Origin of the sequence: Dactylosporangium sp. NPDC049742 (genome assembly GCF_040674675.1) — a bacterium.
Taxonomy (GTDB): Bacteria; Actinomycetota; Actinomycetes; order Mycobacteriales; family Micromonosporaceae; genus Dactylosporangium; species Dactylosporangium maewongense.
Window position 1 is genome coordinate 46633 of the sequence record NZ_JBFANF010000061.1, and the last position, 19582, is coordinate 66214.

Consider the following 19582-nt stretch of genomic DNA (forward strand, 5'->3'; position numbering starts at 1 on the left):
TGGGCAGACTTCCCGGGCCCGATCAGGCGCCGGCCCGCATGCGTCGCCTCGTCAGGCTTGATGCGTTGCCTCGTCGGGCTTGCCTGCATCGCGCGCTGGGCGCTCCACCGCGCGCAGGCCGTAGGCTCCCGCGCGCAGGCCGTAGGCTCCCGCGCGCAGGCCGTAGGCTCCATCGCGCGCGCAGGTTATCGCGCGCGGGTCGTGGGGCGTCGCTGGTTGGTCTCGGGTCGGTCCGCTGGACGGGCAGGTCAGAGCGGGCGGGGCTGGTTCGGGGTGGAGGTCGGCGGTGGTGCCGGGCCGCTTGCTGCACCTTACCCCACCGAAAGAAATCGATCTTCGGCTTCTCGCTGTCCGTAGTCTACTGCGTTCGCTCAGGCGTCAAGGTGTCTCTGGGGGCGGTCGCGGCGGTGGCGGAGCCAGCTGGCCAGCTGGGTGGCGCTGAGGGCGATGACGAGGGCGGCCACCACGCCCTGCCAGGGTTGCGGGAAGACGCTGCGGCCGAGGAGGCCGATCGCGGCGTACGTGACGGACCACAGGGCGCAGGCGGCCACGTTCGCTGTGGCGAAGCGGCGCCAGGAGAGGCCGACGATGGCGGCGGTGAGCAGGACCGGGATGCGGCCGCCGGGGACCAGGCGGGAGACGAGGAGCGCGCTCACCGGGTTTTCGGTGAGCCGCTGCTTGACGGTCTCGGCGAGGTGCAGCGGCTGGCGCAGGATGCGCAGCCGGCGGGTCAGCGCCTCGCCGCCGGCGCGGCAGATGGCGTAGGTGCCGGCGTCGCCGCAGTAGGCGCCGGCGGCCCCCGCGCAGACCACGAGCAGCACCGCCAGGGGGCTGCGGTGCGCGGCGACGACGGCGGTCGCGCTGACGGCGGCGCCCGTCGGCAGGATCGGGACCGTCGAGCCGGCGGCGACGACCGCGAAGAGGCCGGCGAGGGCCGCGAGCAGGGCCCCGAAGGTGGTCACGCGGTCACCGTGAGGGACTCGCCGGGGGCCAGGACGTGCACGTCGGTCTTCGGGGCGGCGGTGGCGGTCAGCGCGGCGAACTCGTCGCCGGGGCGGTGGAAGCGGTCGGGGCGGACACGGCCGCAGCCGACGGGCCAGAGGGTGCCCCAGTGGATCGGGACGGCCTGCGCCGGTTTGATGATGCGCATCGCCTCGGCCGCGCCCGCCGGGTCGAGGTGGCCGGCGCCGAGGGTCCAGCCCCAGCCCCACACCGGTACCAGCGCCAGATCCAGCGGACCGAAGGACTTCATGTCGTCGAACAGCCCGGTGTCGCCGCCGAACCAGGCGGTGCGGGTGCCTTCGAAGACGTAGCCGAGGGCGGCCGCCCGGATGCGGGACGAAGGGTTACGGCGGCCGTCGTGCGCGGCCGGCACCGCGCGGACGCGCAGGGAGCCGACCTCGACGGACTCGCCCGCGGAGATCTCCACGATGTCGCGCGAACGGGGGAGGCGGGAGCGCAGGAAGGCGCCGGCGCCGCGCGGGGCGATGATGCGCGTGGAGGGCGGCAGCATGCGCAGGGACGGCAGGTCGCAGTGGTCGCCGTGCAGGTGGGAGATGACGACCGCGTCCGGCGCCGTGTCGAGGACGGGCCGGGGGCCGCGCCGGCGCTGCAGGTGCGCCAGCCGGTTGCGCAGCACCGGGTCGGTCAGGATCGTGGTGCCGTGGTCGGCCACCGCCACCGTGGCATGCCCCCACCAGGTGATGTTCATGGTGCCAATCTTGCCCGACGGGCTGTCACCCTCCGCTGCTTGTAGGCCACAGCACGACATGTTTAGATCAATCAACTTTTCTGTGGAGGGACTCCGTAACGATGTCAACCGATGCAGCGGCCTTAGCCTGGGACTGGGAAGACCCGCAGGGGATCGAGGCGGTGGTCGACTCGTTCACCGCCGACCTCGGCAGGTGCGAGAAGCTGGAGCTGCTGCTCAAAACGGACCTCATCACCCGGGAGCAGCTGGACCAGCTGGGCATCACCGGCATCGAGTTCGCCGCGTTCAAGACGGACCACCCGCAGGCGCTCGGCACCGATCTGGTGGCGGTCAGCAGCCCGGAGCTCACCTCCGAGCGGGGGAACATCTACCGGGTCGACGGCTCGGCGTTCTTCGCGGAGATGGACATCTCCCAGCCGCTGCCCATCGTCGACGACGCCGTGGACTGGGTGTACGCGGAGCACCTCATCGAGCACGTGTCGATGAAGGTCGGCATCGCGTGGCTGAAGGAGGTCAAGCGGGTGCTCAAGCCGGGCGGGTTCGTCCGGATCACCACGCCCGACCTGAAGATCTACGCGCAGAGCTACGTCAACGGCGACGGCTTCTTCGGCAAGCACCGCCGCCGGGTCGACCGGGCGCTGACCGGGGTCGCGCCGAAGATGCCGCCGCGCGGCGCGTTCATGTTCAACCAGCTGTTCTACGTGTACGGGCACCGCTGGATCTACGACCTCGAAGAGCTCCAGTACGTGCTGACCACGGCCGGCTTCGACCCGGAGGGCATCGCGGTGCGCTCCTACCGCGAGGGCGCCCGCCAGGACGTCGCCGACCTCGACCAGGTCCTGCGCAACGACGAGAGCATCTACGTCGAGGCCACCGCCTGATCCAGCGCGCCGGCCTGACCGAGCGCCGCCACCGAATCCAGCGCGGCGGCGACGGCGAAGGCCTCCATCGCGTTCAGCATCCGGTGCAGGTCCTCGACCGCGAGGTGGTGGGTGTCGACCTCGACGGTGAGCTGCACCGTGTCCACGACGTCGTCGACGTTCACCATCAGCTGCTCGTTGAAGAACGGCAGCGGCCGCTCCGACACCAGCGCGGTGAGCGGCCGCGCCGCCTCGACGTCCGCCGCGGTCGGCACCTCGGACACGGGGCCTTGCGCCTCGAGGATGCCGACCCGCCGGTCGTTGTAGAAGACCGCGAGGTCGACGCCGCCGAGCCGGTCGAAGAGGGCCAGCCGCGCCGCCGGGTCGTAGTAGGCGTGCTTCGAGGCGTTCAGGAATGCGCGGCGGGCCCGGTCGACCGCCTCACCCGCCGGGACCCCGCTGACGTCCAGGACGGCGAGCCCGTTCTGCGCGAGCGGGCTGATGACGTCGGCCAGGCCGGGCCGGAAGCGGTTGCTGACGATGACCTGCGTGGCGAACGGTGCTGTCCGCCCCGTCACCTCGTTGCAGGCCACCGCGTACGCGGCGAGCAGCACCGAACCGGTGTCGGTGCCGAGCAGCGCGGCGGCCCGCTGCGAGGCCAGCAGCAGCGTGGTCGAACGCCACACGACCTGCCGCCACCGGGGCTCACCGCGGTCCACGGCGGCCGGTAGGCGCCGCGGCGGCAGCGGGCGCAGGGCCGCCTCCCAGTAGCGCATCGCGGCGTCCGTCGTCCGGGTGGACGAGCGCTGCGCCGCGACGAGCTCGAGGGGCTGCGTCGCCGTGTACGGCGACTCCCGCGAGAACAGTGAACGGATCATCGTCCCGAGCGCGCTGCCGTCGGCGACGAGGTGGCTGATCTGCACGACCACGTGCGTGACGGCGCCGCCCTGGCGCACCACGGCCTCCCGGATCGGCCACTCGTGCGCGTAGTCGAAGTTGCGCGCCTTCCACGCCGCGAACAGCGCGCCGGCGATCTCGGCGGGGTCCTCGTCCGGTCCGGCGTCGTGCACCTCCAGGACCGCCGTGCCCTCCGCCGCGATCTCCTGCTGGACCAGGTGGCAGGCGTCGACCGAGGTGGCGTGCCACGGCTCGGTGAAGACCAGCCGGGAGCGCAGCGCCGCGTAGCGGCTCATGAGGAAGCTCAGCTCGGCGGCGATGTCCTCGACGGTGCGGCCGTCGGTGACCGGCACGGCACCGCCCATGCTCATGGAGGTGCCGACCTCGACGATCGCCCGCCACACCTGCTGCTGCCCCCAGGCGAGCCCGCCGGTGCCGGCGCCGGCACCCTCGAAGGAGACCTGGATGTAGGAAACCACGACCGCCCCCAATCAAGATTGACGGTGATCATATCGATGGATTGCGGCCCGCAAGGGCTGGAGCGGACATTGCGGCCACCTCGCCCGGCGGGAGTGGCCGCGCGTACAGATAACCCTGACCGAACCGGTAGCCGAGGTGCCGCAGCATCCGCGCCTGTTCCTGCGTCTCGATCCCCTCGGCGACCGCGGCCAGGTCCAGTGCCTGCGCCATGCGGATCACGGCGGTCGCGACGGCCTCCTGCCGGGCGACGGTGGTGATCCCGGCGACGAACGTGCGGTCCAGCTTGAGCGACGTGACCGGGCACGTCAGCAGCAGCCCGAGTGACGAGGCGGCGGTGCCGAAGTCGTCGAGGGCCAGCCTCACGCGCAGGCCGCGCACCGCCTCCAGGGCCGCGACCGCCTCGGCGCTGTCCAGCACCGCCGTCTCGGTCACCTCCAGGGTGAGGTGCCGCGCGTCGAGGCCCGCGTCGCCGAGGGCGGCGACGACGTCGGCGACGAACTGCGGGTCGGTCAGCTGCCGGCCGGCGACGTTGACGCTCACCGACTGCGGCGCGGCCGTGCCGAGGTCCCGCAGCCACGTCGCCTGCTGCCGGCACGCCTCCCGCAGCACCCAGCGGCCCAGCGGCACGATCAGGCCGGTCTGCTCGGCGGCGGGGATGAACTCCAGCGGCGGCACGACGCCGCGGGACGGGTGCCGCCACCGCACGAGGGCCTCCGTGGCGGCCGTCCGCCCGTCGTCGAGGCGCACGATCGGCTGGTACAGCAGGAACAGCTGGCCCGCGTCGATCGCGTCGCGCAGCTGGGCGCCGAGCTCGGCGTGCGCGACGATCCGGGTCGTCATGCCCGGCACGTACACGAAGTGGCCGCCCTTGCCGCGCTCCTTCGCCGCGTACATGGCGAGGTCCGCGTTGCGCAGCAGCGTCTCCAGCACGTCGCCGGGCGTGGACGTCGCGACGCCGACGGAGGCGTGCATGAGCAGCTCGTGCCCGGTCGTGTGGATCGGGGTGCCGAGCGCGTCGTGGATGCGGCCGGCGACGTCGACGGCGGGCACGGCGTCCACGTCGCGCAGCAGCATCGCGAACTCGTCGCCGCCGAGCCTGGCGACCACGTCGTCGTGGCGGACCGCCCGCCGCAGCCGCTCCGCGACCGTGACGAGGACCTCGTCGCCGACGCCGTGGCCGAGCGTGTCGTTGATGACCTTGAAGTCATCGAGGTCGATCAGGAGCACCGCGACCGGCCCCTGGCCGACCAGCGCCGAGGTGAGCAGCTCGGCGAAGCAGGCGCGGTTCACCAGCCCGGTCAGCGCGTCGTGGCTGGCCTGGTACCGCATCCGCTGCTCGTGTCGGCGGACGGAGTCGAGCAGCCGCGTGTTGTCGCGCAGCGCGACCAGCTGCCGCAGCCCGACGGCGGCGCTGACGGCGATCGCGCCGGTCGCCACCGGGCCGACGTCCGTGTGGTCGCCGTAGGCGACGGCGGCCAGCAGCAGCGACGTCGCCGCAACCGCGAAGTACGGCAGCTTGCTGTACGGCGCCGCCCGAGCCGCCGGCGCGGCCCCCACGGACACCGCGACGGACCCCGCGAACGCCACCAGCAGCGCCTCGACGAGGGTGATCATCGGCTGGAGACCCACCCACCGGGGCGACGCGATCAGCGGCGACCCGAGCCCGCCCACGAGGACCGCCACGGCCATGAGCCGCATCGAGCGCGGGCTGACCGGCCCGCTGCCGAGCAGCACGACCTTCATCACCGCGACCAGGGCCACCAGGCAGGTCATGGACAGCAGGAGCAGGCCCAGCGCGAGCCGCACGTCGGTGTGCCGCTCCAGCATCGGCCGCAGCGCCAGGTGCCACAGGAACGTGGCGGTGCTGATGAGGACCGTCAGCCCGTCCAGCCCGAGCCTGATCCACTCGCCCCGGGTCATGCTGCGGGTGGGGAGCCGCAGCAGCGCGTACAGCGCCAGCCCGACGCCCGCGACGAGCGCCGGCGCCGAGGCCTGGACGGTCCGCAGCGCGTCGGGATCCTCAGGGTGCAGCCTGGCGTGGCCCATGATCGTCGCCCCGACGCCGATGAGCGCGATCGAGGCGGTCATGAGCCGCCAGAACCGGCGGCCCGCCGCGGGCAGTCCCGGTGCGCGGGCGGCGGCGCGGGCGATGAGCGCGGCCAGGCCGAGCGCCAGGGGGACCGTCAGCAACGCCAGCACCTTGGGCACCGGCACCCCGGCCGCGAACAGCGCCGTCCACAGCACCTCGGCGAGCAGGCAGGCGGCGACCGCCGCGACGAGGCGCCGCGACGATGACACCGGTGACTGCTGCTCGATCATTCCGCTTGCACATCGGCAGCGCCCGCCCGGAGCTGAGCCGACCCGGCCGGTAGGATGCCCTGACATGTACCGGCCCGTGCCCGCGCAGGTGGACCTGCCCGCCCTCGACCATGACGTGCTGCGGTTCTGGCAGCGTGAAGGCATTTTCGCCCGCAGCCTCGAGCAGTCCCGCGGCCGTCCCGAATGGGTGTTCTACGAGGGGCCGCCGACCGCCAACGGGATGCCCGGCGCCCACCACATCGAGGCGCGGGTCTTCAAGGACGTGTTCCCGCGGTACCGGACGATGAAGGGCTACCACGTCGAGCGCAAGGCCGGCTGGGACTGCCACGGCCTGCCGGTCGAGCTGGCGGTGGAGAAGGAGCTCGGCTTCAGCGGCAAGCAGGACATCGAGGACTACGGCATCGCCGCGTTCAACGCGAAGTGCCGCGAGTCGGTGACCCGGCACACCGACGCGTTCGCCGAGCTGACCCACCGCATGGGCTACTGGGTCGACATGGACGACGCGTACCGCACCATGGACCCGCCGTACATCGAGTCGGTCTGGTGGTCGCTCAAGCAGATCTTCGACAAGGGGCTGCTCGTCGAGGACTTCCGGGTCGCGCCGTGGTGCCCGCGCGACCAGACCGCGCTGTCGGACCACGAGCTGGCCCAGGGGTACGAGACCGACGTCGACCCGTCGGTGTTCGTGCGGTTCCCGCTCACCTCCGGCCCCCTCGCGGGCCGCGTGTCGCTGCTGGTGTGGACGACGACGCCGTGGACCCTCGTGTCCAACACCGCGGTCGCGGTCAACCCGGACGTCACGTACGTCGTCGCGACCGACGGCACCGAGCAGCTCCTGCTCGCCGAGCCTCTCGTCGCGACCGTCCTGGGGGAGTCCGACAAGGAGGCCTGGACGCTCACCGGCGAGTCGTACAGCGGCAAGGACCTCGAACGGTGGACCTACCGGCCGCCGTTCGAACTGGTCGACGTGCCCGACGCGCACATCGTGATCCTCGCGTCGTACGTGACCACCGACAGCGGCACGGGCCTCGTGCACCAGTCGCCGGCGTTCGGCGCCGACGACCTCGCCTCCTGCCGCGCGTACGGGCTGCCCATGGTCAACCCGGTGCGCCGCGACGGCACGTTCGAGCCGCAGCTGGACCTGGTCGGCGGCATGTTCTTCCGCACCGCGAACGGCCCGCTCGTCGACGACCTCCGCGAGCGGGGGCTGCTGTTCCGGCACGTGCCGTACGAGCACAGCTACCCGCACTGCTGGCGCTGCCACACGGCACTCATCTACTACGCGCAGCCCTCCTGGTACGTGCGGACCACGGCCGTCCGCGACGACCTGCTGCGGGAGAACGAGCGCACCAACTGGCAGCCGGCGAGCGTCAAGCACGGCCGCTACGGCGACTGGCTCGTCAACAACGTCGACTGGGCGCTGTCCCGGCAGCGGTACTGGGGGACGCCGCTGCCCATCTGGCGCTGCCCGGAGAACCACCTGACCTGCGTCGGCTCCCTGGCCTCGTTGAGTGAGCTGGCGGGTCGTGACCTGGCGGACCTCGACCCGCACCGGCCGTTCATCGACGAGGTCACGTTCGCCTGCCACTGCGGCGCGACCGCGACCCGCGTCCCGGACGTCATCGACGCCTGGTACGACTCGGGGGCGATGCCGTTCGCGCAGTTCGGCTACCCGTACCGCAACGCCGACGTCTTCGAGCGGCGCTTCCCGGCGCAGTTCATCTCCGAGGCGATCGACCAGACCCGCGGCTGGTTCTACACGCTGATGGCCGTCAGCACGCTCGTCTTCGGCCGCTCCTCCTACGAGAACGTCGTCTGCCTCGGCCACATCCTCGCCGAGGACGGCCGGAAGATGTCCAAGCACCTCGGCAACATCCTGGAGCCGATCCCGCTGCTGGACCTGCACGGCGCCGACGCGGTGCGCTGGTTCATGGCCGCGGTCGGCTCGCCGTGGTCCGCGCGGCGGGTGGGGCACACGACGCTGCAGGAGGTCGTGCGCAAGACCCTGCTGACGTACTGGAACACGGTCGCGTTCCAGGCGCTGTACGGGCGCACCGCCGGCTGGACCCCGTCGCCGTCGGACCCGGCGCCCGCCGACCGGCCGGTCATGGACCGCTGGGTGCTGTCCGAGCTGCACACCCTGGTCGGCCGGGTCGACGCCGCGATGGACGCGTTCGACACCCACGAGACCGGCAAGCTCCTCGCCGCGTTCGTCGACGACCTCTCCAACTGGTACGTGCGCCGCAACCGCCGCCGGTTCTGGCGCGGCGACCCCGCGGCGCTCGCCACCCTGCACGAGGTCGTGACGACGGTGACGCTGCTGCTCGCCCCGATCGTCCCGTTCATCACCGAGCGGGTCTGGCAGGACGTCGTCGTGCCCGCGTCCCCCGAGGCGCCGCCGTCGGTGCACCTCGCCGCGTTCCCGCCGGTCGCCGCGGACCTGATCGACCCGGCGCTGTCGGGGCAGATGGCGCTCGCCCGCCGGCTCGTCGAGCTGGGCCGCGCCGCCCGCGCCGACTCCGGAATCCGCGTCCGCCAGCCGCTGTCGCGGGCCCTCGCCTCCGCGGCCGGCTTCGACCAGCTGCCCGCCGAGCTTCTCGCGGAGATCGCGGCGGAGCTCAACGTCGGCTCGATCGTGCCGGTCGGCGCGGCCGGCTCGTCGCTCGTCGACGCCACCGCCAAGGCCAACTTCCGGGCCCTCGGCAAACGCTTCGGCAAGGGCGTCCAGGACGTCGCGAAGGCGGTCGCCGCCGCGGACGCCCTGGCGCTGCGGGATGCGCTGCGGTCCGCCGGCACCGCCACCGTGGTCGTCGACGGCGCGCCCGTCGAGCTGACGCCGGACGAGGTCTTCATCACCGAGACGCCACGGGAAGGCTGGACCGTCGCCGCCGACTCCGGCGCGACCCTCGCCCTGGACCTGCGGCTCACCCCGGAGCTGGAGCGGGCCGGCCTGGCCCGCGACGTCGTCCGGCAGGTCCAGGAGGCCCGCAAGTCCAGCGGCCTCGAGGTCGTCGACCGCATCGAGCTGGCCTGGACCACCACCCGCGACGACACCGCCCTCGCCCTCGCCGAGCACCGCGACCTCGTCACCGACGACGTCCTGGCCACGACGTGCGCCGAGGGCGAGCCGTCCTGGCCCGGCGCCGTGCCCTTCACCGACGACTCGCTCGGCCTCACCTTCTGGCTCCGCAAGGCCTGACCGACCCGAACAGGGGGTGGCATCCCGCCGTCCGCGGGGTGCCACCCGGGGGTGTTCCGGGTGTTCCGGGGTGTCTCGCAGGACACACCTCGCCGGGTCACACGGGGTGGTGCGACAGGAGCAGAATCTGGATCGCACACGTCACGGCACGCGATGGGCGCGGAGCGGTCGACGGGGTTGGGAGCAGCCGGTGCGTGGTCAGTCGCTGGTCGGCAAGGTCGGCGTGGTGGTCACCGCGGTCCGCGGGGGAGACCGGCCCGGGGAGATCCGGGTCGTGGTCCAGGGCGTGCCGCACCACTATCTGGCCTACGCCGCCGAGTCGCTGCCGGCCGGCGCTCACGTGCTCGTCATCCACTTCCGCGGCGCGCGTCAGGTCGACGTCGAACCGTGGCCGCCGATGCCCGGTGACCACACCACCCCTGGCTGAGAGAGGCCACCATGTTCGGTTACCGTGTGCCCGCCCCCAACGAAGCGCTGCTGATCAGCGGCCGGCGGCAGCGGGGGGTCGATGCCCTGCCGTTCAAGATCGTCACCGGGCACGGCGCGTTCGTCGTCCCGATCTTCTCCAAGGCGTCCCGGCTGACCCTGGCCATGCAGGAGGCCGAGGTCGAGGAGGACTGTTACACCCAGCAGGGCCTCACCCTGCACGTCCAGGCCGTCATCGCCTTCAAGGTCGGCGACGACCACGAGTCGATCGCGGCCGCGGCCCGCCGCTTCCAGGGCGACCAGACGCAGATGCCCGTCCTGGTCGGCCGGATCTTCAGCGGGCACCTGCGCAGCATCATCGGCAGCATGACCGTCGAGGCGATCATCCGCGAGCAGCAGACCCTCGCCGACGCGATCGTCGACGCCAGCAAGACCGAGATGGCCCGCATCGGCCTGGACATCGACTCGCTGCAGATCAGCAGCATCCACGACAAGGGCGTCGGCTACATCAAGGCCCTGGCCGCCCCGCACCAGGCGCGGGTCAACCAGGAGGCCAACGTCGCCCAGGCCGTCGCCGACCAGGCCAGCGCGATGGCGCAGCAGGAGAGCAAGCGCAACCAGGCCGAGTATGCCCGGCAGACCGCCATCGCCCAGGCCCGCTACCAGGCCGAGATCGACCAGGCCCAGCAGACCGCGGCGCAGGCCGGCCCGCTCGCCGCCGCCCAGGCCCAGCAGCACGTCCTCGTCGAGCAGGCGATCGTCGCGGCGAAGCGCGCCGAGCTGCGCCAGGCCGAGCTCGTCGCCGAGGTCATTCGCCCGGCGGAGGCCGAGGCCGAGCGGATCCGCACCCTGGCCCGGGCCGACGCCGACGCCACGAAGCTGTCCGCGGAGGCCGCCGCCGCGCAGGGCCGCATCGCCCTCGACCAGATGATGATCGAGCAGCTGCCGGACCTGCTCCGCGCCGCCGCGGAGGGCCTGCAGGGCGCCAACCTCACCGTCCTGGACGGCGCCGAGGGCCTCAACAGCGTCGTCGCGTCCCTCGCCGCCCAGGGCACCGCCCTGCTGGACGCCGTGCGCAAGGGTATGACCGCCGTCCCCGCCGCCGAGCCCGCCACCCCGTCGACCGCGCTCGCCCGCCGCGAAGCCGCCTGACCTCCCGCCGCGTACTTCTGCTGCACCAGGAACACCGTGCACCGCGGAACTACGATGCTTGCCGTGGTGCACGTCCTGGTGGTCGACGACGACCCGCCGCTCGCGGATTCGCTGCGGCGGGCGCTCGTGTACAGCGGCTACCGCGTCACCGTTGCCGGCAGCGGGCCGGCGGCGCTCGACGCGGTCGCCCACGAACGGCCCGACCTCGTGGTCCTCGACCGGATGCTCCCGGGGCTCGACGGCGTCGGGGTGTGCCGGCGGCTGCGGGCCACCGACCGGGACCTGCCCGTGCTCATGCTCACCGCCCGCGACACGACCGCCGACCGCGTGGAAGGGCTCGACGCCGGCGCCGACGACTACCTCGTCAAGCCGTTCGAGCCCGACGAGCTCCTCGCGCGGGTCCGTGCGCTGCTGCGCCGGACCAGGCAGGACAGCCTCGAGTTCCACGACCTGTGGCTCGACCCGGGCGCCCACGAGTGCCGGCGCGGTGGCACGCCGCTGGACCTGACGGCCCTGGAGTTCCGGCTGCTCGAACACTTCCTCACCCACCCGCGGCAGGTGCTCAGCCGGGGGCAGCTGCTCGACGCCGTGTGGGGCATGGGGTTCGCCAGCGCCAGCAACGTCGTCGACGTCTACGTCGGCTACCTGCGGGCCAAGCTCGGCGAGCCGCGCCTGCTGCACACGGTCCGCGGCGTCGGCTACGTGCTCAAGGCGCCGTGATGTCGATCCGCCTGCGCATCACCCTGTTCGGGCTCGGCGTCGCCGGTGCCGTGCTCGGGCTGTTCTGCGCCGCCGTGTACCTGCTGCTCGCCGCCGGCGCCGCGACCGGTCAGGACACCGCCCTGGGCAAGCGGGCCGACGAGGTCGCGCGGTCCATGACCCGCCTGCCGGCCGCCGCCGACGGCCCGGCGCCCGCGGCGGTCGACGTGCGGACCAGCCCGGACATCTTCGTCCTGGTGCTCGACGCGCAGGGGCGGGTGCTCGTCAGCACGGGCGCGCTGGACGGCCGGCTGCCGCCCGTACCGGCGACGGCGACGCTGACCCCGAGGTCCACCGTGGACATCGGGGTGCCCGTGCGGGTCGCGGTGCGCGAGGCCGCCGGCGGGCACGTCGTCGCCGCGCAGACGACCCGGAAGGTCACCGACGACCGGCGCGGGCTGTTCGTGCTGGTCTGCGTCTACGCGGTGCTGTCGCTCGCCGCGGCGGCCGGCGCCACCTGGCTCGTCTCCGGCCGCGCCCTCAAACCCCTGCGGCAGCTCACCGGCCACGTGGAGGAGATCGGGCGGGAGCAGGACTTCACCCGCCGGCTGCCGCCGGCCCCGGCCGCCGACGACGTCGGCCGGCTCACCGCCGCGTTCAACACGATGATGGAGCGGCTGCAGGGCAGCTACGCCGCGCAGCGCAGGTTCGTCGCCGACGCGTCGCACGAGCTGCGCACGCCGCTGACCACGATCCGCAACAACGCCGGGTTCCTGCGGCGGCACCCGGACGCGGCGCCCGAGGACGTGGCCGCGGCGGTGCGGGACATCGCCGGGGAGAGCGCGCGGATGAGCCGCCTCGTCGAGCACCTGCTGACCCTCGCCCGGTCCGACGCGTCGGGTCTCGAGCTGCGGCCGGTCGACCTCGGCGCGCTCGTGTCCGACGTGTGCCGGCAGGCCGAGGCGCAGCACCCCGACCGGCACTTCCACCGCGCGATCACCCCCGCGCCGCCGGTGCACGGCTCACCCGACGCGCTCACCCAGCTGGTGTGGATCCTGCTCGACAACGCCGTGAAGTACTCGGCCACCGGCGGCAACGTGTGGGTCACCGTCACCCAGCGCGGCGACCGGGCGCAGCTCAACGTCACCGACGACGGCACCGGCATCCCGCCCGGTGCCGAACGCCAGATCTTCGAACGGTTCCACCGCGGCGACGAGGCCCGCACCGGCCCCGGCGCCGGGCTCGGCCTCGCCATCGCACTGTCCATCGTGGACGCGCACGGCGGCACGATCGTCGCCGCCAACAACGCCACCGGCGGCGCGTCGTTCGTCGCGGACCTGCCGCTCTCATCGTCTTCTTAGCTTCCGCTCATCCGCGGCTCATCGCCGGGGGCGAGCATGGCAGGCATGGCTGTGCTGCGGGGACTGCTCCTGCTGCAGGGCGCGCTGGGGCTGACCGGCACCCTGGGCATGCTGACGCTGATGGGGTTCAACCCGGTGTACGCGGTCGCGCCGGTCGCGCACGCCGCGCTGCTCATGACCCTCGGTGCGCTGCTGGAGCGCCGCCGCTGGGCGCTCGTCGCGACGCTCGTCGCGGAGGTCCTGGCGGTGGCCGGCTGGGAGGGTCAGCTGCTGCTCGGGCTGCTGCCGCAACTGGACTTCACCGTCAACCTCACCGGCCTGCTCACCACCCTCGCCCTGCCGCTGACGGTGCTCGTGCTGTGCGCGCGTCGGGTGACGGCCCGTGCGTGACTTCTGGCTCGGCGTCGCCCCCGCGCACCGCGTCGCACTGCTGCTGCTGGTCGCGTCGCCGCTGCTGCTCGTCCAGCTCCCCGCCTGGCGCCGGGCCGGCTCCGAGGCCCGCTGGTGCTCCGGCCTGCTCGGCACCCTTGCCGTCGTCCACATCGGACTGCCGTGGCCGCTCGGCTCGGTGCTGTCCGCCGGGCTCTTCGGGTGGCTCGCCGTGCGCTGCCTCACCGGCCGCTCGTGGCGGGTCCAGGCCGGGTTCCTCGTGCCGGCGCAGCTGCTCCTGTTCGTCGCGGCGTCGGGTGTACGGGCGGTGGCCCCCGACCAGGTCGCCCTGACGGTCGCGTGCCTGGAGCTCGCGCTGCTCGCCGTCTCCTGCCGGCGCTTCCTGGCGCGGGTGGGCACGGTGGCGCTGGTGCTGGTGTTCGGCACCGCGATGTGGGCCGTGTCCCTCGCCGCCCACGACCACGACGGCCCCGACCGCATCCAGGCCGGCACGGTGCGGCGCCCGGCCGGCCCGCCGCCCTCCGCCGTCGAGCGCGCCGCCGCCCGGGACCTCGCGGTGCGGGTCCGCGCGGCGACCGCCCGCTACGCCTCGCTGCCCGCCGCCGAGGCCGACGGATACCACGCGACCGGCCCGCGCACCGGGACGCAGGTGCACTTCGAGCACAAGGGCCACCAGCACGACGGCCGGGTCCTCGACCCCGCCGCGCCGGAGCAGCTCGTCTACGCCGTCCGCCCGGACCGCGCGATCCTGCTGGGCGTGGTGTTCCAGGTCCCCGTCGCCGGCGCGGCCGGGCCCTCGATCGGCGGCGCCCGCTGGCACGCGCACGACGTGTGCGTGGGCCTGCTCCCGCCGGGCTTCGGGGTGGTGTCGCCGTTCGGCTCGTGCCCCGGCCTCACCTTCGCCACGACCCTGCCCGAGATGATCCACGTGTGGACCGTCGACCCGCCGGGCGGCCCGTACGCCGACCATCTCGACGACGCCTGGGTCGACGCGTTGCCCTGATGCTACGGATCCGTATAATCCGAAACCGTGATACTTGAGCTGCAGCGTGCCACCCACGCGACCCTGCAGGTGCTGTCGGCCCGCCTGGCCGACCTGGACCTGACCCCGTCGGAGCTCAACGCCCTGGGCAACCTCGGTCTCACCGCCTCCGGGGACCGGCCGGAAGAGGGCGCCGGCCGCACCGTCTCGGACCTCGGCGCCGCCACCGGCACCCGCCCCACCACGCTCACCGGCGTCCTGGACCGCCTGGAGCGGCGCGGCCTCGTCACCCGCGCCGCGCACCCCGGCGACCGCCGGGCGGTCCTCGTCACCCTCACCGCCGAGGGCGCGGCCACCGCGGCCGTCGTCAGCCGGGCCATCGCCGACCTGGAGCGCGAGGCCCTGGCGGACCTGCCCGCCGGGACCGTCGAGGCCGCCCTCACCGTCCTACGGGCCCTGACATGAGCCCCGCCCAGGAGCCGCGGGCGGCCGCCGGGCCGTTCGAGGCACTGTTCGCCGAGGTCGTCGGCGCCGGCGACCGGTTCGGCCACCGGGAGCACGTCCACGTCACCTGGCTCGCGGTCCGGCGCCACGGCACCGCGGCGGCCGTCGAGCTGGTCAGCGACGGGATCCGCCGCACCGCCAGGTACGCCGGCGTGCCGCAGAAGTACCACGCCACCGTCAGCCGCGCCTGGGTCGAGCTGGTCGCCTGCCACGACGAGCCCGGCGAGGACGACTTCGACGCGTTCCTGGCCAGGTTCCCCGACCTGCTCGACAAGCGCCTCCTGACCCGCTTCTACCGCTCCGCCACCCTGGCGTCGGAGGCCGCCAGGACCGGCTGGGTCGAGCCCGACCTCCGCCCGATCCCCGCCGGCGCGCACTGACCCCGCCCGGCCGTCCGCTTCGTAGGGGTCAGTAGGTGTAGTTGATGTCCCACCACTGGTCGGCCGAGGAGTTCCACCGCCACAGCAGGACCGGTGCGCCGTTGTCGGTGCGGATGCTGTGGACCGCGAGGATCCACGGGTTGCCGTTGTTCCACTCGAACCCGGCCAGCGGCGAGAGGTTCCGCAGGGCGGTGCCGTTGAGGACCGGGACCGTCCAGTACTGGTCGGGGCTGTAGCTGCACGGGAAGCCCCAGATGCGCCGCCCGGTCTCGATCCGGCCGCCGTCGACGGCCAGGCACTCGCCCCGCTGGTTGACGATCGTGCAGAAGTCCGGGAAGTACTGGTGGCAGGCGCCCACGTGCCAGCGCTGGTCGGCGTTCTTCGTGCAGGTGTAGATCGCCGCCAGGACGTTGGCGATGCCGATGCACCTGTCGGAGTGGGTGTTGTAGATCCTGGGCTCGGCCGGGCTCATCACCGGTCGTTGCGTCGAGACCTGCGGAGCCGTCGGAGGGTCGGGGGCGGCGGCCGCCGGGGTGGCGGCCACCACCCCGGACAGCGCGGCGACGACGACCGGCAGCAGCGTCCGCAGCCACCGGGTCTCCAGGAGTGCTCGCATCTGCTCCCCTTCGGTAGGCGAGACCGGGCCGGCCCCCGTTGCCTGCCATCGTCGCCGCGCCGCGTACGCCCGGCGCGGATCCCGGATACAGGCCGGTACATCGCGGCCCGTCCGGGTCGGTCGCCGGACGTGGCCGGGTCAATGACCGCCGGACGTGGCCGCGGCCGGGGCCGGCGCGACCGGCCGGCCGGCCGAAGGCGCGGCGGCGGAGTGGCGGACCAGGAGCAGGACCAGCACCCCCGCGAGCAGGGCCAGGCCGCCCGCGACGAGCAGGGTCTGGTTGAGCGCGTCCGCCACCCCGGCGCGGGGGTCCTGGTGGGCGGCGAGCCGGTGGCTGAACACGGCGCCGAAGACGGCCACGCCGAGGGCGAACCCGAGCTGGCGGAACGTGTTCACCGCGCCGCTGGCCATGCCGCTGCGTTCGGGCGGGGCGGCGGCGAGCGCGGCCGAGGACAGGACCGGCAGCACGGCCGCGACGCCGACGCCCGCCACCACGAGGCCCGGGATGAGCGCCGTCGCCGGGCTCGAGGCGGTGAGGCGCGCCTGCAGCAGGTCGCCGGCGGCGATGAGCAGCAGGCCGATGCCGACCGTCCAGCGCGGCGCGATCCGCTGCAGCAGCCGGCCGCCCAGCGCGGCGACCACGAACGACGCGATGCTCATCGGCAGCGCGCCCAGCAGGCCCGCGTCGACCGGACCCTTGTGGAGGAACTCCTGCAGCCACACGGTCACGAACGGCAGGTATGCGAACGCCGCCGCCTGCACCAGGACCGCCGCCACCATCAGCGTGCCGAACGAGGCGCTGCGGAACAGCCGCAGGTCCAGCATCGGCTGCTCGGTCGCGCGCTCGATCAGTACGAAGGCCGCCAGCGCCACCGCCGAGATCCCGAACGCGGCCAGGGTCGACGGCGCGGTCCACCCCGCCTCGCCGCCGCGGATGAGCGCGAACGTCACCGCCGCGGCGCTGAGCGTGAACGCGACGGTGCCGGGCAGGTCGAAGCGGGTGCCGGGGCGGCCCTTCGACTCGGTGACGCCACGGACGGTGAACCACACGGCGAGCAGGCTGACGGGCAGGTTGACCAGGAAGATCCAGCGCCAGCCGAGGTGCTCGGTGAGCAGCCCGCCGACGATCGGCCCGGCCGCCGCGGCGGCGCCGTTGACCGCGCCCCAGATGCCGAAGGCGACGCCGCGGTCCTTGCCGCTGTACGTGACGCTGAGCAGCGCCACGGTGGTCGCGAACATCGCGGCCCCGCCGGCGCCCTGCAGGAACCGCGCGGCGATGAGCAGCCCGGCGCTGTTCGCGACCGCGCACAGCAGCGACGCGGCGGCGAAGACGACCGTGCCTGCCAGGTACATACGGCGCCGGCCGTGCCGGTCCGCGAGGGCGCCCGCGCCGAGCAGCAGGGCCGCGAGGGCGAGCGCGTAGCCGTCGAGGACCCACTGCAGCCCGTCGAGCGAGGCGTGCAGGTCGCCGGCGACGGCCGGCAGCGCCACGGTCACGATCGTGACGTCGACCAGCAGCATGAACGTGCCGATGCACACGGCAAGCAGGGGGGACCATTTTCGCATGCCGACGACTCTGCGGCGGATTTGGCTCGTGTACGAAGCCACCGTCGCGGATCCGGCGGATTTCGACACCGGCTAGGCTGCGATGGTGGAAATCGACACGCTGGACCGGCAGATCGTGGACGCGTTGCGGGTCGACGGCAGGGCCGGCTTCAGCCGCATCGCCGAGGTGCTCGGCGTCTCCGACCAGACGGTCGCCCGCCGGTTCCGGCGGCTGCGCGCGGAGGCCGGGGTGCGGGTCGTCGGCCTGCCCAACGGGGTCCGGCTCGGCTACGACAAGTGGATGATCCGCGTGCAGAGCACCCCCGGCGGCGCGTCGGCGATCGCGGAGGCCCTCGCCCGCCGGCCCGACACCACGTGGGTGACGATCGCGTCCGGCGGCACCGAGGTGACCTGCATCGTGCAGAACCCCGGCACCGCCGACCGGGAGGCGCTGCTGCTGCAGAAGCTGCCGAGCACCCCGCGGATCGTGTCGGTCCGCGCACACTGCCTGATCCACGACTTCGCCGGCGGGGCGGTCGACGCCGCCGGCCCCACCGCCCTCACCCCGGCGCAGTCCGCGGCGGTCCAGCCGCAGCCGCCCGCGGGCGAGGCCGTCCTGCTCGACACCGACCGGCCGCTCGTCGCCGCCCTCGCCCGCGACGGCCGCACCGGCCTGCCCGAGCTCGCCGCCGCCACCGGCTGGTCCGAGTCCACGGTGCGCCGCCGCCTCGACCACCTCCTGCGTACCGGCGCCCTGTTCTTCGACGTGGAGGTCAACCCGGCCCTGTTCGGCTTCAGGGCCCGCATCCTGCTCTGGATGGCCGTGGCACCCGCCCACCTGGAGGCCGCCGGCCGCGCCCTGGCCACCCACCCGGAGGTCGTCTTCGCCGCGGCCACCACCGGCGCCACCAACCTCGTCGCCACCGTCATCTGCCCCGACATGGCCGGCCTGTACGACTACCTCACCCGCCGGATCGGCCCGCTACCCGGCATCGAGCGCGTCGAGACCGCCCCGGCCCTGCGCCACGTCAAACAGGTCGGCGCCGTGCTCTGAGGCGGGTTGGTACATGGTCGGGGCAGCGACGAATGAAAAGCCGGAAACGCCGGCATGGTCGGGCCGGCACCGTCCTAGCCTCGTCAGGATGACGGTCTTCGCACCCGTGCCGGCGTTCGCCCGAGGCCCCGACATCCCTGGCACCGGCTACCTCGTCACGGAGCTCGGCGGCGGCGCCTACTTCATCACCAGCGGCACGGTGAACACCATGTTCCTGGAGACCCGCAACGGCGTCGTCCTCGTGGACGCCCCGACAGACCTCGGCGAACGCCTGCTGGCCGGCATCGGGGAGGTCACCCCGAAACCGGTCACCCACCTCATCTACAGCCACGCCCACGCCGACCACATCGGCTCCGCGCACCTCCTCGCCAGGGCCGGCCTGCAGATCATCGGCCACGAGCTCACCGGCCGGCGCATCCAGCACGCCCACGACGACCGCCGCCCACTGCCCACCGAGGCGTTCACCGGACCCAGGCACGACCTGACCATCGACGGCGAACGGCTCGTCCTGGAGTACACCGGCGACTGGCACCAGCCCGGCAACCTCTTCATCCATCTGCCACAACGGCGGATCCTGACCGCGATCGACAGCTTCACGGTCAAGAACGCGCCGTTCTTCCGCCTGCTGTTCTCACCGAACGTGCCCGCGTACTTCGACGCGATGGACCGCATCCTGCAGTACGACTTCGACACCATCGTGTCCGGGCACATGGCGCTGCCCGGCACCCCCGAGGACGTCGTGACCAACCGCGAGTACATCCACGACCTGCGCACCAGCGCGGCCGAAGCGCTGCGCATCGTTGCCCTGCCACAGGCCGCCGCGGCGGCCGGCGTGCCGGACGACAACCGGCAGGCTCGGCTCAAGGTCTGGATGGACGCGGTCGTCGCACGGGCCGCCGAGTTGATGCCGGCCTCCTGGGCACAACGCCTGGGCGGCCACGACATCTTCCTGACCGACAACCTCAACACCGTCGCCTGGAGCCTCGCCAACGACTAGAAGCGTTCCA

The 19582-nt window shown here is 73.4% G+C and carries 18 protein-coding genes; 12 read left to right on the forward strand and 6 right to left on the reverse strand.

Annotated features, from left to right (window positions below; all coding sequences use genetic code 11):
• Positions 1–371: 371 nt before the first annotated feature.
• Together AB0J72_RS45915 and AB0J72_RS45920 are read right to left on the reverse strand one after the other, a co-directional pair.
• Positions 372–962, reverse strand: coding sequence for a VTT domain-containing protein (locus tag AB0J72_RS45915; RefSeq protein WP_363411831.1), 591 nt, complete (start codon positions 960–962; stop codon positions 372–374).
• Complete coding sequence (locus AB0J72_RS45920; RefSeq protein ID WP_363411833.1) at positions 959–1711, reverse strand: MBL fold metallo-hydrolase; 753 nt, start codon at positions 1709–1711, stop codon at positions 959–961. Before AB0J72_RS45920 ends, AB0J72_RS45915 begins: the two co-directional genes overlap by 4 nt.
• A gap of 101 nt (positions 1712–1812) precedes the next feature.
• Between AB0J72_RS45920 and AB0J72_RS45925 the strand changes: the two genes are divergently transcribed.
• Positions 1813–2592, forward strand: a complete 780-nt coding sequence (locus AB0J72_RS45925; protein ID WP_363411835.1) for a methyltransferase domain-containing protein — start codon at positions 1813–1815, stop codon at positions 2590–2592.
• Here the strand turns inward: AB0J72_RS45925 and AB0J72_RS45930 are convergent.
• Positions 2571–3947 carry a condensation domain-containing protein gene (locus AB0J72_RS45930; protein ID WP_363411837.1) on the reverse strand — a complete coding sequence of 459 codons (1377 nt, stop codon included), beginning with the start codon at positions 3945–3947 and terminating at the stop codon, positions 2571–2573. The two genes, AB0J72_RS45925 and AB0J72_RS45930, sit on opposite strands and share 22 nt — an antisense overlap.
• A 28-nt stretch (positions 3948–3975) precedes the next feature.
• Entirely contained in the window at positions 3976–6246 is a 2271-nt protein-coding gene (locus AB0J72_RS45935) for an EAL domain-containing protein (RefSeq protein WP_363411838.1), read from the reverse strand.
• A gap of 85 nt (positions 6247–6331) precedes the next feature.
• Here AB0J72_RS45935 and ileS point away from each other — a divergent pair, with 85 nt between their 5' ends.
• The 9 genes from ileS to AB0J72_RS45980 all read left to right on the forward strand — a co-directional run bounded on the left by ileS (position 6332) and on the right by AB0J72_RS45980 (position 15360).
• The gene (ileS, locus tag AB0J72_RS45940) at positions 6332–9466 is read left to right on the forward strand and encodes an isoleucine--tRNA ligase (protein WP_363411840.1); all 3135 of its coding nucleotides are present in this window, start codon (positions 6332–6334) and stop codon (positions 9464–9466) included.
• 190 nt (positions 9467–9656) lie between these two features.
• The gene (locus tag AB0J72_RS45945; protein ID WP_344502370.1) at positions 9657–9893 is read left to right on the forward strand and encodes a hypothetical protein; all 237 of its coding nucleotides are present in this window, start codon (positions 9657–9659) and stop codon (positions 9891–9893) included.
• An 11-nt stretch (positions 9894–9904) separates the two neighbouring features.
• Positions 9905–11044: an SPFH domain-containing protein gene (locus AB0J72_RS45950; RefSeq protein ID WP_363411842.1), complete on the forward strand. Its 1140-nt coding sequence runs from the start codon at positions 9905–9907 to the stop codon at positions 11042–11044.
• Between the two features lie 63 nt (positions 11045–11107).
• A complete protein-coding gene (locus AB0J72_RS45955) occupies positions 11108–11764 on the forward strand; it encodes a response regulator transcription factor (protein ID WP_363411844.1) in 657 nt (218 codons plus the stop codon).
• Positions 11764–13104 (forward strand): HAMP domain-containing sensor histidine kinase, encoded by a 1341-nt coding sequence (locus tag AB0J72_RS45960; RefSeq protein ID WP_363411846.1) that lies wholly within the window; start codon positions 11764–11766, stop codon positions 13102–13104. The genes AB0J72_RS45955 and AB0J72_RS45960 overlap by 1 nt, the downstream gene beginning before the upstream one ends.
• 45 nt (positions 13105–13149) lie before the next feature.
• Positions 13150–13494 (forward strand): hypothetical protein, encoded by a 345-nt coding sequence (locus AB0J72_RS45965; RefSeq protein ID WP_360561379.1) that lies wholly within the window; start codon positions 13150–13152, stop codon positions 13492–13494.
• A complete protein-coding gene (locus AB0J72_RS45970; protein ID WP_363411848.1) occupies positions 13487–14497 on the forward strand; it encodes a hypothetical protein in 1011 nt (336 codons plus the stop codon). Before AB0J72_RS45965 ends, AB0J72_RS45970 begins: the two co-directional genes overlap by 8 nt.
• Positions 14498–14524: 27 nt before the next feature.
• Positions 14525–14941, forward strand: a complete 417-nt coding sequence (locus AB0J72_RS45975; protein WP_363411850.1) for a MarR family transcriptional regulator — start codon at positions 14525–14527, stop codon at positions 14939–14941.
• Positions 14938–15360 (forward strand): hypothetical protein, encoded by a 423-nt coding sequence (locus tag AB0J72_RS45980; protein ID WP_363411852.1) that lies wholly within the window; start codon positions 14938–14940, stop codon positions 15358–15360. Before AB0J72_RS45975 ends, AB0J72_RS45980 begins: the two co-directional genes overlap by 4 nt.
• A gap of 28 nt (positions 15361–15388) precedes the next feature.
• Here AB0J72_RS45980 and AB0J72_RS45985 read toward each other — a convergent pair whose 3' ends face one another.
• Positions 15389–15976: a hypothetical protein gene (locus AB0J72_RS45985; protein WP_363411854.1), complete on the reverse strand. Its 588-nt coding sequence runs from the start codon at positions 15974–15976 to the stop codon at positions 15389–15391.
• 138 nt (positions 15977–16114) lie between these two features.
• Positions 16115–17542 (reverse strand): MFS transporter, encoded by a 1428-nt coding sequence (locus tag AB0J72_RS45990; protein WP_363411856.1) that lies wholly within the window; start codon positions 17540–17542, stop codon positions 16115–16117.
• Between the two features lie 85 nt (positions 17543–17627).
• Here AB0J72_RS45990 and AB0J72_RS45995 point away from each other — a divergent pair, with 85 nt between their 5' ends.
• Together AB0J72_RS45995 and AB0J72_RS46000 are read left to right on the forward strand one after the other, a co-directional pair.
• Positions 17628–18575, forward strand: coding sequence for an Lrp/AsnC family transcriptional regulator (locus AB0J72_RS45995; RefSeq protein ID WP_363411858.1), 948 nt, complete (start codon positions 17628–17630; stop codon positions 18573–18575).
• Between the two features lie 88 nt (positions 18576–18663).
• Positions 18664–19572: an MBL fold metallo-hydrolase gene (locus AB0J72_RS46000; protein ID WP_363411860.1), complete on the forward strand. Its 909-nt coding sequence runs from the start codon at positions 18664–18666 to the stop codon at positions 19570–19572.
• Positions 19573–19582: the final 10 nt, after the last annotated feature.

Coding starts and splice junctions, on each gene's coding strand:
- AB0J72_RS45985 (WP_363411854.1), bottom strand. CDS start 15,976: ATGCGAGCACTCCTGGAGACCCGGTGGCTGCGGACGCTGCTGCCGGTC.
- AB0J72_RS45960 (WP_363411846.1), top strand. CDS start 11,764: ATGTCGATCCGCCTGCGCATCACCCTGTTCGGGCTCGGCGTCGCCGGT.
- AB0J72_RS45925 (WP_363411835.1), top strand. CDS start 1,813: ATGTCAACCGATGCAGCGGCCTTAGCCTGGGACTGGGAAGACCCGCAG.
- AB0J72_RS45920 (WP_363411833.1), bottom strand. CDS start 1,711: ATGAACATCACCTGGTGGGGGCATGCCACGGTGGCGGTGGCCGACCAC.
- AB0J72_RS45980 (WP_363411852.1), top strand. CDS start 14,938: ATGAGCCCCGCCCAGGAGCCGCGGGCGGCCGCCGGGCCGTTCGAGGCA.
- AB0J72_RS45990 (WP_363411856.1), bottom strand. CDS start 17,542: ATGCGAAAATGGTCCCCCCTGCTTGCCGTGTGCATCGGCACGTTCATG.
- AB0J72_RS46000 (WP_363411860.1), top strand. CDS start 18,664: ATGACGGTCTTCGCACCCGTGCCGGCGTTCGCCCGAGGCCCCGACATC.
- AB0J72_RS45965 (WP_360561379.1), top strand. CDS start 13,150: ATGGCTGTGCTGCGGGGACTGCTCCTGCTGCAGGGCGCGCTGGGGCTG.
- AB0J72_RS45950 (WP_363411842.1), top strand. CDS start 9,905: ATGTTCGGTTACCGTGTGCCCGCCCCCAACGAAGCGCTGCTGATCAGC.
- ileS (WP_363411840.1), top strand. CDS start 6,332: ATGTACCGGCCCGTGCCCGCGCAGGTGGACCTGCCCGCCCTCGACCAT.